This is a genomic window from Cellulosimicrobium sp. GQ32 (genome assembly GCF_059758455.1).
The window spans coordinates 69,534-82,979 of sequence record NZ_JCAXEP010000007.1 but is presented as its reverse complement, the minus strand read 5'-3'; the positions used below and the strand labels follow the sequence as shown (position 1 = coordinate 82,979).

At 74.4% G+C, this 13,446-nt stretch carries 12 protein-coding genes; 2 read left to right on the top strand and 10 right to left on the bottom strand.

Going from position 1 to position 13,446, the window contains the following annotated elements; genetic code table 11:
* Positions 1 to 54: 54 nt before the first annotated feature.
* Together nusA and rimP are read right to left on the bottom strand one after the other, a co-directional pair.
* Positions 55 to 1,116, bottom strand: a complete 1,062-nt coding sequence (gene nusA, locus AC6CH9_RS12985; RefSeq protein ID WP_498155259.1) for a transcription termination factor NusA — start codon at positions 1,114 to 1,116, stop codon at positions 55 to 57.
* A 2-nt stretch (positions 1,117 to 1,118) separates the two neighbouring features.
* Complete coding sequence (gene rimP, locus AC6CH9_RS12980) at positions 1,119 to 1,721, bottom strand: ribosome maturation factor RimP (protein ID WP_498155258.1); 603 nt, start codon at positions 1,719 to 1,721, stop codon at positions 1,119 to 1,121.
* A gap of 150 nt (positions 1,722 to 1,871) precedes the next feature.
* Here rimP and AC6CH9_RS12975 point away from each other — a divergent pair, with 150 nt between their 5' ends.
* The gene (locus tag AC6CH9_RS12975; protein ID WP_498155257.1) at positions 1,872 to 2,984 is read left to right on the top strand and encodes a DUF4439 domain-containing protein; all 1,113 of its coding nucleotides are present in this window, start codon (positions 1,872 to 1,874) and stop codon (positions 2,982 to 2,984) included.
* A gap of 143 nt (positions 2,985 to 3,127) precedes the next feature.
* Here the strand turns inward: AC6CH9_RS12975 and AC6CH9_RS12970 are convergent, their stop codons facing one another.
* Positions 3,128 to 4,996: a proline--tRNA ligase gene (locus AC6CH9_RS12970; RefSeq protein ID WP_498155256.1), complete on the bottom strand. Its 1,869-nt coding sequence runs from the start codon at positions 4,994 to 4,996 to the stop codon at positions 3,128 to 3,130.
* 33 nt (positions 4,997 to 5,029) lie between these two features.
* Here AC6CH9_RS12970 and AC6CH9_RS12965 point away from each other — a divergent pair, with 33 nt between their 5' ends.
* The gene (locus AC6CH9_RS12965) at positions 5,030 to 5,953 is read left to right on the top strand and encodes an Fpg/Nei family DNA glycosylase (RefSeq protein WP_498155255.1); all 924 of its coding nucleotides are present in this window, start codon (positions 5,030 to 5,032) and stop codon (positions 5,951 to 5,953) included.
* Positions 5,954 to 5,971: 18 nt separating this feature from the next.
* On the opposite strand, the gene AC6CH9_RS12960 is transcribed toward AC6CH9_RS12965, so the two are convergent.
* The 7 genes from AC6CH9_RS12960 to rlmN form a co-directional block, all read right to left on the bottom strand.
* Complete coding sequence (locus tag AC6CH9_RS12960; protein WP_498155374.1) at positions 5,972 to 6,907, bottom strand: GNAT family N-acetyltransferase; 936 nt, start codon at positions 6,905 to 6,907, stop codon at positions 5,972 to 5,974.
* 37 nt (positions 6,908 to 6,944) lie between these two features.
* Complete coding sequence (gene ispG, locus AC6CH9_RS12955) at positions 6,945 to 8,084, bottom strand: flavodoxin-dependent (E)-4-hydroxy-3-methylbut-2-enyl-diphosphate synthase (RefSeq protein WP_237843615.1); 1,140 nt, start codon at positions 8,082 to 8,084, stop codon at positions 6,945 to 6,947.
* A 218-nt stretch (positions 8,085 to 8,302) separates the two neighbouring features.
* Complete coding sequence (locus AC6CH9_RS12950) at positions 8,303 to 9,619, bottom strand: M50 family metallopeptidase (protein ID WP_498155254.1); 1,317 nt, start codon at positions 9,617 to 9,619, stop codon at positions 8,303 to 8,305.
* 55 nt (positions 9,620 to 9,674) lie between these two features.
* Entirely contained in the window at positions 9,675 to 10,874 is a 1,200-nt protein-coding gene (gene dxr, locus AC6CH9_RS12945) for a 1-deoxy-D-xylulose-5-phosphate reductoisomerase (protein WP_498155253.1), read from the bottom strand.
* A gap of 58 nt (positions 10,875 to 10,932) precedes the next feature.
* Positions 10,933 to 11,712: a class I SAM-dependent methyltransferase gene (locus AC6CH9_RS12940; RefSeq protein WP_498155252.1), complete on the bottom strand. Its 780-nt coding sequence runs from the start codon at positions 11,710 to 11,712 to the stop codon at positions 10,933 to 10,935.
* A 25-nt stretch (positions 11,713 to 11,737) separates the two neighbouring features.
* Positions 11,738 to 12,289: a DivIVA domain-containing protein gene (locus tag AC6CH9_RS12935; protein WP_047232661.1), complete on the bottom strand. Its 552-nt coding sequence runs from the start codon at positions 12,287 to 12,289 to the stop codon at positions 11,738 to 11,740.
* Complete coding sequence (rlmN, locus tag AC6CH9_RS12930; RefSeq protein ID WP_087472902.1) at positions 12,286 to 13,431, bottom strand: dual-specificity RNA methyltransferase RlmN; 1,146 nt, start codon at positions 13,429 to 13,431, stop codon at positions 12,286 to 12,288. Before rlmN ends, AC6CH9_RS12935 begins: the two co-directional genes overlap by 4 nt.
* Between the last annotated feature and the right edge of the window lie 15 nt (positions 13,432 to 13,446).

The window sequence follows — 13,446 nt, the reverse complement described above, 5'->3', positions numbered from 1 at the left end:
CGAGGACAGTCTACCGCGCCGTCCCGTCATCCGTGACCGTCCCACTCCCGACGACTACCGGTCTCCGGCGCGGGGACCTGCGGCGGCGTCGCGGTCTGCCCCCTCCGCGGGGGCGCCACCCTCGTCCGAGCGGATGTCGATGCGCCACCCCGTGAGCTTCGCGGCCAGGCGGGCATTCTGCCCCTCCTTGCCGATCGCGAGGGAGAGCTGGAAGTCCGGGACCACGACGCGCGCGGCGCGCGCCACCTCGTCGACGACCGTGACCGACGACACACGAGCCGGCGACAGCGCGTTCGCCACGAACTGCGCCGGGTCGTCGCTGTGGTCGACGATGTCGATCTTCTCGCCGTGCAGCTCCGCCATGACGGCGCGCACGCGCGAGCCCATCGGCCCGATGCACGCGCCCTTGGCCCCGAGGCCCGGGACGCGCGACCGCACGGCGACCTTGGTCCGGTGCCCGGCCTCGCGCGCGATGGCGGTGATCTCGACCGATCCGTCGGCGACCTCCGGGACCTCGAGCTCGAACAGCTTGCGCACGAGGTTCGGGTGCGTCCGGCTCAACGTGATCTGGGCGCCCTTCATTCCCCGGGCGACCTCGAGCACGTACGCGCGCAGGCGCTCGCCGTGCACGTACTCCTCCGTCGGCACCTGCTCGTGCGGCGGGAGCACGGCCTCCGTGCCCCCGACGTCGACCAGCACGACGCGCGGGTCGCGCCCCTGCTGGATGACGCCCGCGAGGACCTCGCCCTCCTTGCCGCGGAACGTGCCGAGGATCTGGTCGTCCTCGGCGTCGCGCAGGCGCTGGACGATGACCTGGCGCGCGGTCGACGTCGCGATCCGGCCGAAGTCGGCGGGCGTGTGGTCGAACTCCGGGCCGTACTCGACCGGGCCGCGCGGGGCGTCCTCGTCGTCGGTCTCGGGAGCGGGCAGCTCCTCGCGCGCCCACACCGTGACGTGCCCGGTCTTGCGGTCGAGCTCGACCCGGGCGCGCGTGTACGCGTCCGGCGTGCGGTGGTAGGCCGACAGCAGGGCCTGCTCGATCGCGGCGACCAGGACGTCGAGGCTGATGTCCCTCTCGCGCTCCAGCAGGCGCAGCGCGCTCATGTCCACGTCCATCGTCAGGCCTCCTCGTCGCGGGCGGTCGTGTCGTCGGTCTCGTCGAGCTCGGGCAGGTCCGCCTCGAGGGCGCGCTTGAGCTCCACCTCCACGTGCCCGCGGACCACGTCGGCCAGCGGCACGACGCGCTCCGTCACGGCACCGCGTGTGCCGGGCACGTCCAGGACCAGGTCGGGGTCGACCTCGGACCCGGCCCGCAGGCGCCCCTCGACCGTGCCGCCGTCGGCGAGCTGGAGGCGCACCAGACGACCACGGGCGCGCCGGAAGTGGCGGGGCTCGGTGAGCGGTCGGTCGGTGCCGGGCGTCGAGACCTCGAGCGTGTACGCACCGTGGAGCGGGTCCACCGCGTCGAGCGCCGTGGAGATCGGGCGCGTCGCCTCCGCCACCGTGTCGAGGTCGAGGTTCCCCTCGACGTCGTCGGGGAGGTCGAGCACGACGCGCACCACGGACCGGGCGCCGGCGCGCGACACCGTGACGTCCTCGAGGTGGAGACCCGCGTCCACGACCGCCGGCTCGATGGCCTCGCGCACGCTCTCGCGGAGCGCGTGCGTGGCCGCGTCGCCTCCGGGTGCCTTGCCGGGCTGACCGCCCGCCTGCCCTGCCATGACTCAGCTCCTGTCCGTGTCCCACGCCGGGTACGGAAGACGACCGGTGTGTTGTTGTCTCGGGATCTCCCGACGATCCGCTCGTCGGGACGTTCGACCGGGGACCAGCCTAACGACTCACGGGCCCCGGACGTGACATCATCGCCCCCGATGAGTCCCCACGCGACCGCGGTCCCCGCCGCGACCCGTTCCCGCCCGCGCCGGACGCCCCGGCCCGGCGGGCGGCTGCTGGCGGCCGTGACGGTGCTCGCGACCGGCGTCCTGGCGGCCGGGTGCGGCGTCCGGCTGGAGACCCCGCCCCCCACCGAGCCCTCACCCGACGCCGTCGAGGTGCTGCGCGCCGGCGCGGTGGACGACGCCCTCGCGGTCGCCGACGTCGTGGCGGACGTCACGCCGGGCGTGACCGACCCGGCCACGCTCGCGGCGCTCGAGCAGGCCGCCGCGTTCGCCGAGCAGCACGCGGACGCCCTCGGCGGGGTCTACGACTCCGGCCTGGACGACCTCGACCTCCCGACCGGCGACCCGACGTCGCCTGCCCCGGCGGACGTCCCCGACGAGCCGGCCGACGACGCCGCCGGCACCGAGGAGGACGGCACCGCAGAGGACGACGCCGCGACGGACGAGTCCGGTGACGGCGTCGCCACGACCGACGACGTGGTCGCCGCGCTCGTCTCGGCCGCGCAGCGCACGGGCGCCTCGGCCGACGCGGCGACGGACGCCGGGCTCGCCCGGCTCCTCGCGTCCGTCGCCGCCTCGGAGCACGTCTCCGCGCTGCGCCTCGCCGCGCTCACCGGGTCGAGCTCCGCGGACGTGCTCGTGACGACGGCCCCGCCCGTCGAGGAGGCCCCGGCCGGGATCGGCGCCGCGGACCTCGCGACGCTCGTCGAGACGGAGGACGCCGCGGGGTACGCCTACGAGGTGCGCGCTGCGCAGTCCGAGGGCGACGCGCGGACGGCGGCGGTCGCGCGCGCGGCCGAGCACCGGGCCCGCGGCCAGGCCTGGGCCCTCGCGGCCGGGACCGACGGCACCGCCCAGGACCCCCGTCGCGTCGCCTACGTGCTGCCGGACGACGCGGACGTCGCCGCCGTCGCGCGCCAGGTCGAGTCGGGCCTCGCGCAGACGTACGCGAGCCTCGTCGCCACCGCCGCGCCCACGTCGCGGGCCGAGGCGGTCGCTCTCCTGGTCGACTCCTGGGCGAGCGCGGTCGCGTGGGGCGAGGCCCCCGTCGCCTTCCCCGGCCTCCCGGAGCAGGCGGCCGACTGAGCCTCCCTCGCGTCCCAGCCGGACGGGCGCGGCTCGGGGTCCCGGTCCCGCACGCGGTCCGCGCAGGTCGCCGATCCTCTCCCGACGACGAGGCGCCCCCGGCCCGTGACCCGGACCGGGGGCGCCGACGACGCTGCGTCGTGTCAGCCGAGGAGCTCGGCCACCTGCGCGGCGACGTGCTCGACGGCGTCCGTGGCCGCCACCTGGACCGCCTCGCCCGCGCGCGGGCGCACCTCGACGACGCCGTCGGCGAGACCCCGGCCCACGACGAGCAGCAGCGGCACGCCGAGCAGCTCGGCGTCCTTGAACTTCACACCGGGCGAGACCTTGGGGCGGTCGTCGTAGACCACCTCGACACCCCGGGCGGCGAGCTCGGTCGCGAGGCGCTCGGCCTCGTCGAACACGCTCGCGTCCTTGCCCGTCGCGACGACGTGGACGTGCGCGGGCGCGACGTGCGCGGGCCACGCGAGCCCGGCGTCGTCGTGGTTGGCCTCCGCGAGCGCCGCGAGGACGCGCGTCACCCCGATGCCGTACGACCCCATGGTCACGACGACCTGCTTGCCGTTCTCGTCGAGCACGGTGAGACCGAGAGCCTGCGCGTACTTGCGGCCGAGCGCGAAGATGTGGCCGATCTCGATGCCGCGGGCCAGCTCGAGCGGGCCCGAGCCGTCGGGCGCGAGGTCGCCCGCGCGCACCTCGGCGGCCTCGACCGTGCCGTCGGCGGAGAAGTCCCGCTCGGCGACGAGGTCGAACACGTGCCGGCCCGGCTCGTTCGCTCCGGTGATCCAGCGCGTGCCCGCGACGACGCGCGGGTCGAGCAGGTAGCGCACGGAGTGCCGCTCGGGCACCTCGCCCTCGGCGACGTCGGCGGGCACGTCGCGGCGGACGTTCGGGCCGAGCGCCTGCGGGCCGATGTAGCCCTTGACGAGCTCGGGGTGCGCGGCGAAGTCCGCGTCCGTCGCGGGCTCGACCTCGGCCGGCTCGAACGCCGCGCCGACACGCTTGAGGTCGACCTCGCGGTCGCCGGGCAGCCCGACGACGACGACCTCGCGGCGGCCGTCGGGGTGCGTGAGGGCGAGCACGACGTTCTTCAGCGTGTCCGCGGCCGTCCACGCACGGTCGGGACGCGGGAAGCGCGCGTTCGAGAGGGCGACGAGCGAGTCGATCGTCGGGGTGTCGGGGGTGTCCTCGACGTGCGCCGCGGGCGCGTCGGAGTAGTCGACGTCCTCCGGGACGGGTGTGACGACCGCCTCGACGTTCGCCGCGTACCCGCCGGGCGAGCGCACGAACGTGTCCTCGCCGATCGGCGTCGGGGTGAGGAACTCCTCGGAGCGCGAGCCGCCCATGGCGCCCGACGTCGCGGCCACGATCACGTACTCGAGCCCGAGCCGGTCGAAGATGCGCCGGTACGCCGCGCGCTGCGCCTCGTACGAGCGCTCGAGGCCCTCGTCCGTCGTGTCGAACGAGTAGGCGTCCTTCATGACGAACTCGCGGCCGCGGATGAGCCCGGCGCGGGGTCGCGCCTCGTCGCGGTACTTGGTCTGGATCTGGTAGATCGTCAGCGGCAGGTCCTTGTACGACGAGTACAGGTCCTTGACGAGGAGCGTGAACATCTCCTCGTGCGTCGGCGCGAGGAGGTAGTCGCCCTCCTTGCGGTCCTTGAGCCGGAAGATGTTGGGCCCGTACTCCGTCCAGCGGCCCGTCGCCTCGTACGGCTCCTTGGGCAGCAGCGCCGGGAAGTGCACCTCCTGCGCGCCCGCCGCGGCCATCTCCTCGCGGACCACGTCCTCGACCTTGCGCAGCACGCGCAGCCCGAGCGGGAGCCAGGTGTAGATGCCGGGGGCGGCACGGCGGATGTAGCCCGCTCGCACGAGGAGCTTGTGGCTCGCGACCTCGGCGTCGGCCGGGTCCTCGCGCAGCGTCCGGACGAACAGGGTGGACAGGCGCAGGAGGTCGGCGCCCCGGACGCGGGTGGAGGCCGCGGCGGGCGCGCCGGACGTGACGGAAGACATGCGCCCCACCCTACCGGCGGGGAGGATGTCCCCATGCCCGAGCTGCCCGAGGTCGAGGCCCTGGTCCGGTTCCTCGACGACCGCGCGACCGGCCGCACCGTCGTCGCCGCCGACGTCGCTCAGATCGCCGCGCTCAAGACGTTCGACCCGCCCGTCGGCGCGCTCGTCGGGCGCGTCGTGACGGGTGCACGACGGCACGGCAAGTGGCTCGACCTGATCCTCGCGCAACCCGTGGGCGGCCCGCCCGCGCCCGGGCCGGACGACGAGGTCCACCTCGTCTTCCACCTCGCCCGGGCGGGGTGGCTGCGCTGGTCGGAGAAGGCGCCGACGACGCCTGTGCGGCCCCGGCTCGGCGGCAGCGGCGGCGGGAAGGCCGCGGTGCTCGCGCTGCGCGTGCGGTTCGACGACGGCTCGGGCTTCGACCTCACGGAGGCAGGGACGCGCAAGCGGCTCGCGGTGCACGTCGTGCGACACCCCGAGGAGGTGCGGGCGATCGAGACGCTCGGCATCGAGCCGCTGGACCCGGCGTTCACGCCCGAGGCGCTGGGCGCGCTCATGGCGGCGCGCAACCAGCAGGTCAAGGGCCTGCTGCGCGACCAGTCGTCGATCTCCGGGATCGGGAACGCCTACTCCGACGACATCCTCCACGCGGCGCGGACGAGCCCGTTCAAGCTCACGCGCTCGTTCACGCCGGACGAGGTCGCCCGGGTGCACGCCGCCGTCGGCGAGGTGCTCGCCGAGGCCGTCGCGGCGTCGTCGGGCAAGCCCGCTGCGGAGCTCAAGGACGCCAAGCGCGCGGGGATGCGCGTGCACGGGCGCACCGGGCTGCCGTGCCCCGTGTGCGGGGACACCGTACGGGAGGTGAGCTTCGCCGACCGCAGCCTGCAGTACTGCGCGACCTGCCAGACGGGCGGGCAGGTGCTCGCCGACCGCCGGATGTCGCGCCTGCTCAAGTAGCGGACCGGTCGCGGGTCGTCAGAAGAGGACGGTGGCGTACGTGCCGACCTGCTCGAAGCCGACGCGGCGGTACGTCGCGAGGGCGCGGGTGTTGTAGTCGTTGACGTACAGCGAGACGACGGGCGGCGCGGCACGGCGGGCGGCCTCGGCCGGGGCGCCCTGGCGGGCGAGGTGCACGACGGCGGCCATCCCCGGCGCGGCCAGGCCCTGGCCCCGGTACCGCGGGTCGACCCAGACGCCCTGCACCTGCGCCACGAGCGGCGTGACCGCGCCGAGCTCGGCCTTGAAGACGACGTGCGGCGCGCCGTCGCGCTCCCCGGCGAGCCGGACGAACGACCGCCCGGCGAGCACGAGCGACCGCACGCGCTCCTCGTACGCCCGCCCGCCGCCCTCGACCGGCGAGTAGCCCACCTCCTCGGTGAACATGCGCACGCACGCCGGCAGGACGACGGGCACCTCGGCCGGCACGGAGCGCCGCACCCCCGGGTCGGGCTCGACGTCGGGCTCGCGGTCGATCGCGAGCGAGGGCTGGTTCGCCCGGATCTCGCGTGGGGAGGGCCAGTGCGGCGCGAGCAGCTCCCAGAGCGCGAGGACGGCGTCGCGCTCGCCCACGACCGACGACGACCGTCGCCCCGCGTGCCGCGCGAGCTCGGCGAACGCCGCGACCGCCGCTCCCGCGCGCGACGCGTCGAGCGAGGCGGGCACCACCGGGACGAGGTTCGCGCCCGCCCAGCACACCGCCTCGAGCGGCCCGACGGCCGGGAACCCCCACGCCTGGCCACCCGCCGCGTGCAGGCCCGCGTGCTGCGCGACCGCGAGCCGCGCGGCCGCGAGCGTCGACGCGACCGGGTCGCCCGCGCACACGGCCAACGCCTCCGGGACGTCCGCGTCGACGAGCACGCGCGCCCGTGGCCGACCGCCGTGCCCGGCCTCGCCCCGCGCCCGAGGTCGCAGGGCCGGGACGGACGGGCGCCAGCGGCTCACGAGGGCGTCAGCCGACCGTGACGACCGGCGGGCCGGCCTGCGCGTCGTTCTCCGGCGTCATGGTCTCCGCGATGCGCAGCGCCTCCTCGATGAGGGTCTCGACGATGAGCGCCTCGGGGACCGTCTTGACGACCTCGCCCTTGACGAAGATCTGACCCTTGCCGTTGCCCGACGCGACGCCGAGGTCCGCCTCGCGCGCCTCGCCCGGGCCGTTGACGACGCACCCCATGACCGCGACGCGGAGCGGCACCTCCATGCCCTCGAGCCCGGCGGTGACCTTCTCCGCGAGCGTGTACACGTCCACCTGGGCGCGACCGCACGAGGGGCACGAGACGATCTCGAGCTTGCGCGGGCGCAGGTTGAGCGCCTGGAGGATCTGGTTGCCGACCTTGACCTCCTCGACCGGGGGCGCGGACAGCGAGACGCGGATCGTGTCGCCGATGCCCTTGCTCAGCAGCGCGCCGAACGCCGTCGCCGACTTGATCGTGCCCTGGAAAGCCGGGCCGGCCTCGGTCACGCCGAGGTGCAGCGGCCAGTCCCCCGCCTCGGCGAGCAGCTCGTACGCCCGGACCATGACGACCGGGTCGTTGTGCTTCACGGAGATCTTGAAGTCGTGGAAGCCGTGCTCCTCGAACAGCGACGCCTCCCACACGGCCGACTCCACCAGCGCCTCGGGCGTCGCCTTCCCGTACTTCGCGAGCAGGCGCGGGTCGAGCGAGCCGGCGTTGACGCCGATGCGCAGCGACACGCCCGCGTCGGAGGCCGCCTTTGCGATCTCCTTGACCTGGTCGTCGAACTTGCGGATGTTGCCCGGGTTCACGCGCACCGCGGCGCAGCCCGCGTCGATCGCGGCGAACACGTACTTGGGCTGGAAGTGGATGTCCGCGATCACCGGGATCTGCGACTTCTTGGCGATCGCCGGCAGCGCCAGCGCGTCGTCCGCGCTCGGCACCGCGACGCGCACGATGTCGCAGCCCGACGCCGTGAGCTCCGCGATCTGCTGGAGCGTCGCGTTGATGTCCGTCGTCGGCGTCGTCGTCATCGACTGGACGCTGATCGGGGCGTCGCCGCCGACGTCCACCTTGCCGACCTTGATCTTGCGGCTCTTGCGTCGCGGCGCGAGGACCGGCGGCGGGGCGGCAGGCATTCCGAGACTGATGGGTACGCTCACGCCCCTAGTATCCCCCGACGACCGTCCGACGCCGCACGTCGGACCTGTCCGGGTCGTCACCTTCCCGCTCGGTCCAGCAGATCTTCGCGGCCCCTCCACGCGCGCCACGCCGAGGTCGAGCCAGCGGTCGCGAGAGAGAGCTCGCCGCGCGCTACGTCGCGACCGGGGATCTCCCCTCTCGGACGGCTCGCGGACTATGTCAGGCGGACGGGGTCGACGATGTCGGCGAGGATGAGGAGAGCGCCGACGCCGACGAGGACGACGAACATGACGTACGCGACGGGCATCATGCGCGCGAGGTCCGCCGGGCCGGGGCGCGGGAGCCCGCGGACGCGCGCCACCGTGCGCTTGGCCCCCTCGTAGAGGGCGTTGACGACGTGACCGCCGTCGAGCGGCAGGAGCGGGATGAGGTTGAAGACGAACAGCGCGACGTTGAGCGCCCCGAGCAGGAGCAGCATCTGGACGAGGCGGTCAAGGACCGGGTTGTCCGCGCCCGCGACGTCGACCGCGACACGCCCGACGCCGACGACGCTCATGACCGAGTCCTGCTCGCGCGGGGCGTCGGTGAACGCGGCCTCCGCGGCCTCGTAGACCTTGACGGGCAGGGTCGCGATGATCCCCACCGTGCCGCTGACCTGCTGCCACGTGGCATCGAGAGCGTTCCCCACGGTGCCTCGCGCGCGCTCCTGCACGGGGACGAAGCCGACGGCCCCCGCCGGCTCGGTCACCGGCCGGCCCTCGTCGTCGACCACGGGGGCGCCGTCGTCGCCGATGACCTGGCGCTGCACCTCGGTGGGCGTGATCGTCAGATCGACACGCTCACCGTCGCGCTCGACGACCATCGGTACCGTCTCGTCGGCCGACCCACGGATCAGGCCCGAGAGCTGCTCCCACGAGGTCACGTCCTGGCCGTCGTACGCGACGACCGTGTCGCCGGCCTCGAGCCCGGCGGCGAGCGCGGGGGACGCGTCCGCGCCCTCGGCGCACCGCGTCTCCTCGGTGGTGATGCTCGTGGCGAGGCAGGGGTTGACGCTCGCGACCGTCGTCGTGACGGCGCCGCCGGGCAGGCCGATGCCGACGAACACGACGAGGAAGAGCACGGCCGCGATGACGAGGTTCATGAAGGGTCCGCCGAGCATGACGACGACCTTCTTGGGCGCGGAGAGGTTGTAGAACGCGCGGTGCTCCTCGCCCGGGCGGATCTCCTCCGTGCTCGCGTCGCGCGCGTCGGCCACGACCTGCGAGAAGAAGCCGTTGCCTCGCGGCCGGGCGCCGGGGGGTGCGGGCGGGTACATGCCGACGAGGCGGACGTAGCCGCCGAGCGGGATCGCCTTGAACCCGTACTCGGTCTCGCCCTTGGTCCGCGACCACAGGGTCGGGCCGAACCCGACCATGTACTGGCTCACCCGGACGCCGAACCTCTTCGCGGGCACCATGTGCCCGACCTCGTGCAGCGCGATCGAGACGACGATCCCGACCACGATCACGAGGATGCCGATCAGCGTCGCCATCGTTCCCTCTGCTCCTTCTCGGCCCGGGTGCTCGACGCGCCCGGACGGTTGCTCGTCACCGGCGGTCCAGGATCTCGTGCGCGCGGGCGCGCGCCCAGGCCTCTGCCTCCGCCACGTCGTCCAACGTCACGGCGTCCGCCGGGGTTCCGTCGTGCGCCGCGACCACGCGCTCGACCGTCGTCACGATGTCACCGAAACCTGCGCGTCCGCTGAGGAACGCCGCCACGGCCTCCTCGTTGGCCGCGTTGTACACGGCCGGGTGGGTCGCGCTCGCCGCGACGGCCGCGCGCGCGAGGTGCACGGCCGGGAACGCGGCGTCGTCGAGCGGCTCGAACGTCCACGACGTCGCGGCCGTCCAGTCGCACGGCGGGGTCACCGGGTCGAGCCGGTCGGGCCACGACAGGCCCAGCGCGATGGGCAGGCGCATGTCGGGAGGCGACGCCTGGGCGATCGTCGAGCCGTCGACGAACTCGACCATCGAGTGCACCACGGACTGCGGGTGCACGACGACGGTGATGTCGTCGGCCGGGACGTCGAACAGCAGGTGCGCCTCGATGAGCTCGAGGCCCTTGTTCATGAGGCTCGCCGAGTTCACGGTCACGACCGGCCCCATGGCCCAGGTGGGGTGCGCGAGCGCCTGCTCGACCGTCGCCCCCTTGACCGCGTCCGCGTCCCAGCCGCGGAAGGGACCGCCCGAGGCGGTGAGGATGAGGCGCCGCACCTCGGCGCGCGTCCCGGAGCGCAGGCACTGCGCGATCGCCGAGTGCTCGGAGTCCACAGGGACTATCTGCTCGGCGTGCTGCTGCGCCGCGCGCACCAGGGCGCCCCCGGCGACGAGCGACTCCTTGTTCGCGAGCGCGAGCGTGGACCCCGCGCGCAGCGCGGCGAGCGTCGGGCCGAGCCCGACGGAGCCCGTGACGCCGTTGAGGACGACGTCGCTCCCCCGGCCGGCGAGCTCGGCCGCCGCGTCGGGGCCGGCGAGCACCTCGGGGACCTCCCCGCGGCCGGGCACGGCGCCTGCCAGCGCGGCCTCGAGCGCCGCCGCCCTGCTCTCGTCCGCGACCCCGACCGCGCGCACCCCGAGCTCCACGGCCTGGCGCGCGAGCAGGTCGACGTCGCCGCCGCCCGCCGAGAGCGCGTCGATGCGGAACCTGTCGGGGTGGGCCCGGACGACGTCGATCGCCTGCGTGCCGATCGACCCGGTCGAGCCGAGGATCGTCACGGTACGGGGGGCGCGTGCGGGACTGTCGAGCATGGCTCCCATCCTTCCAGGCCGCGGACGGTGCACGGGCACCGGGCCGGCCGTGGCCAGGTCAGCGCGGGGCGGTCCACTCGAGCGTGTACCGGAAGAAGAGCCGACGGCGCACGCGCACCCCGGGCAGGTGCGCCCGTGCCGTGCGCGCGACCTCGTCGACGGAGTGCCGCGGGTCCCGCACGGGCATGCCCGGCGCGTCGGGACCGGCGTCGCCGGGCCGGGCTCGGCGGGGGTGCTTCACGAGGCCCACGAGCGGGTTGAGGAACGCAGACGCGACGTCGACCGCGAGATCGCGCGCCGACGCCACGCGCGCGAGGCCGACGACGAGCAGGCGCCCGCCCGGGGCGAGCAGGCCACGGGCGTGTCGGAGCGCCTCGTCGAGGTCGAGGTGGTGCAGCACCGCGACCATCGTCACCGCGTCGTACCCACCGCCTCCAGGGCCGTCCAGAACGTCTGGCCGTCGCCGTGGGCCCGACCCGTCGGGCCCACGGACGCGGTCTGGTGCGCGGACGTCGCCGGGCGTACGGACGTCGTCGAACCTCAGCAGCCGCACGGTGACGGCGGGGTCCGCGGCGTGCCGCGCGCGAGCCTGGGCGACCATGCCCGCGTCGGCGTCGATCCCGTGGACCTCGTCCGCCCGACGACGGAGCCTGCCGAGGAGGACGCCCGCACCGCAGCCCACGTCGAGCACGACCCGGGCGTCGGGGGGCACGCGCCGCACGACCCAGCCGTGACAGTGCTCGTTGTGGTTCCAGGGGTGCCGGGCGTTGACGTCGCTCAGCCACGACGCCGCACCCCGGACCAGCGGGTTCGACGAGGTCCGGGGATCGAGGCTCACGCGCGTCGGGGAGAGCGGGACGTCGTCACTCGACGCCGAGCAGGACCTCGATGGCGCGGGCGAAGAACGCGTCGACCGGCCCTTCCGCGTAGCCGTCGCGACCACGCGCGCGGCCGAACGTCGCGGAACGGATCTCCGCCGCGGTGATCGGCACCTGACGGTCGAAGTAGGCGACGAGCCGGTCGCACAGGTCGTCCACGTCGTCGACGTCGTACGCGGGCTTGCCGCGCTCCGCCAGTGCGAACTTCTCACCGTCCGGGCGGCCCAGGCGGCCGTAGAGCGAGCGGGCACGCTCCGCGAGCGCGTTCATCCAGGCCTGCTGGCCGTGCGCCGCGACGTACTCGGCGCGCTGCCGCGCGATGAACGCGCCCTCGAGCCGGTCGAGCGCGGCGTCGACCTCGTGGGTGTTGTACCCGCCCCGCACCAGGTCGAAGACCGACGCCTGGATCTCGGTGCTGGTCAGCCGGTCCGACACCCGGCCCTCGTACACGTCGCGCGCGTGCTCGAAGAAGTCGTCGACCTCCTCGGGGTCGTACCCGTTCCGGGTCTTGCCGACCGTGGTGAACAGCGAACTCACTCGTCCTCCTCTGCAGCGAGCTGCCCGCAGGCGCCGTCGATGTCGCTGCCGCGGGTGTCACGGATCGTCGTCGGGATCCCGTGCCCGCGCAATCGTGCCACGAACTCCGCCTCGACGGCAGGGTCGCTGGCCGTCCAGATCGAGCCGGGCGTCGGGTTGAGCGGGATCGGGTTGACGTGCACCCAGCCGCGGCCGCGCGCGTTGAGCTTCTCGCCCAGCAGGTCGGCGCGCCACGCGTGGTCGTTCATGTCCTTGATGAGCGCGTACTCGATGCTCACGCGCCGGCCCGTGACCTCGAAGTAGTGCCGTGCCGCGTCGAGAGTCTCGTCGACGCTCCACCGCGTGTTGATCGGCACGAGCTCGCTGCGCAGGTCGTCGTCGGGAGCGTGCAGCGACAGCGCGAGCGTCACCGGGATCCCCTCGTCGGCGAGCTTGCGCATCGCCGGGACGAGCCCGACCGTCGAGACCGTGATGTTGCGCGCCGACATGCCGAGACCGTCCGGGGCCGGCGCCACGAGGCGGCGCACGGTGCCCATGACGGCCTTGTAGTTGGCGAGCGGCTCACCCATGCCCATGAACACGAGGTTGTTGAGCCGGGTCGGGCCGCCGGGGATCTCCCCGTCCGCGAGCGAGCGGGCCGCGGAGCGCACCTGCTCGACGATCTCCGCGACGGACAGGTTGCGCGTGAGGCCGAGCTGCCCGGTCGCGCAGAACGGGCACGCCATGCCGCAGCCCGCCTGGCTCGACACGCAGAGGGTGGAACGCTGCGGGTACCGCATGAGCACCGACTCGACCTTGGCGCCGTCGAAGAGGTGCCAGAGCGTCTTGACCGTCGTCCCGCCGTCGGCCTCCATGCGGCGCGCCGCGGTGAGCAGCGGCGGGAAGAGCGCGTCCGTGAGCACGTCGCGCGTCGCCTTCGGCAGGTCCGTCATCGCCTCGGGGTCGCGCGTGAGGTGCGCGTAGTAGTGCGTCGCGAGCTGCTTGGCCCGGAACGGCTTCTCCCCCAGCTCGACGACGACGTCGCGCACCTCCTCGGGTGCGAGGTCGGCGAAGTGGCGCGGCGGCTTGCCGCGCCGGGGCGCGGTCATGACGAGCGGGAGCGGCTTCGACTCCGCGGACGGGCGGACGGAACGGACGGTCATGAGGAGGTCCAAGCG

Bases quoted from the DNA above. Each gene is read 5' to 3' on its own strand.
- nusA (WP_498155259.1), bottom strand. From the start codon at position 1,116: ATGGACGTGGACATGAGCGCGCTGCGCCTGCTGGAGCGCGAGAGGGAC.
- rimP (WP_498155258.1), bottom strand. From the start codon at position 1,721: ATGGCAGGGCAGGCGGGCGGTCAGCCCGGCAAGGCACCCGGAGGCGAC.
- AC6CH9_RS12975 (WP_498155257.1), top strand. From the start codon at position 1,872: ATGAGTCCCCACGCGACCGCGGTCCCCGCCGCGACCCGTTCCCGCCCG.
- AC6CH9_RS12970 (WP_498155256.1), bottom strand. From the start codon at position 4,996: ATGTCTTCCGTCACGTCCGGCGCGCCCGCCGCGGCCTCCACCCGCGTC.
- AC6CH9_RS12965 (WP_498155255.1), top strand. From the start codon at position 5,030: ATGCCCGAGCTGCCCGAGGTCGAGGCCCTGGTCCGGTTCCTCGACGAC.
- ispG (WP_237843615.1), bottom strand. From the start codon at position 8,084: ATGCCTGCCGCCCCGCCGCCGGTCCTCGCGCCGCGACGCAAGAGCCGC.
- AC6CH9_RS12950 (WP_498155254.1), bottom strand. From the start codon at position 9,619: ATGGCGACGCTGATCGGCATCCTCGTGATCGTGGTCGGGATCGTCGTC.
- dxr (WP_498155253.1), bottom strand. From the start codon at position 10,874: ATGCTCGACAGTCCCGCACGCGCCCCCCGTACCGTGACGATCCTCGGC.
- rlmN (WP_087472902.1), bottom strand. From the start codon at position 13,431: ATGACCGTCCGTTCCGTCCGCCCGTCCGCGGAGTCGAAGCCGCTCCCG.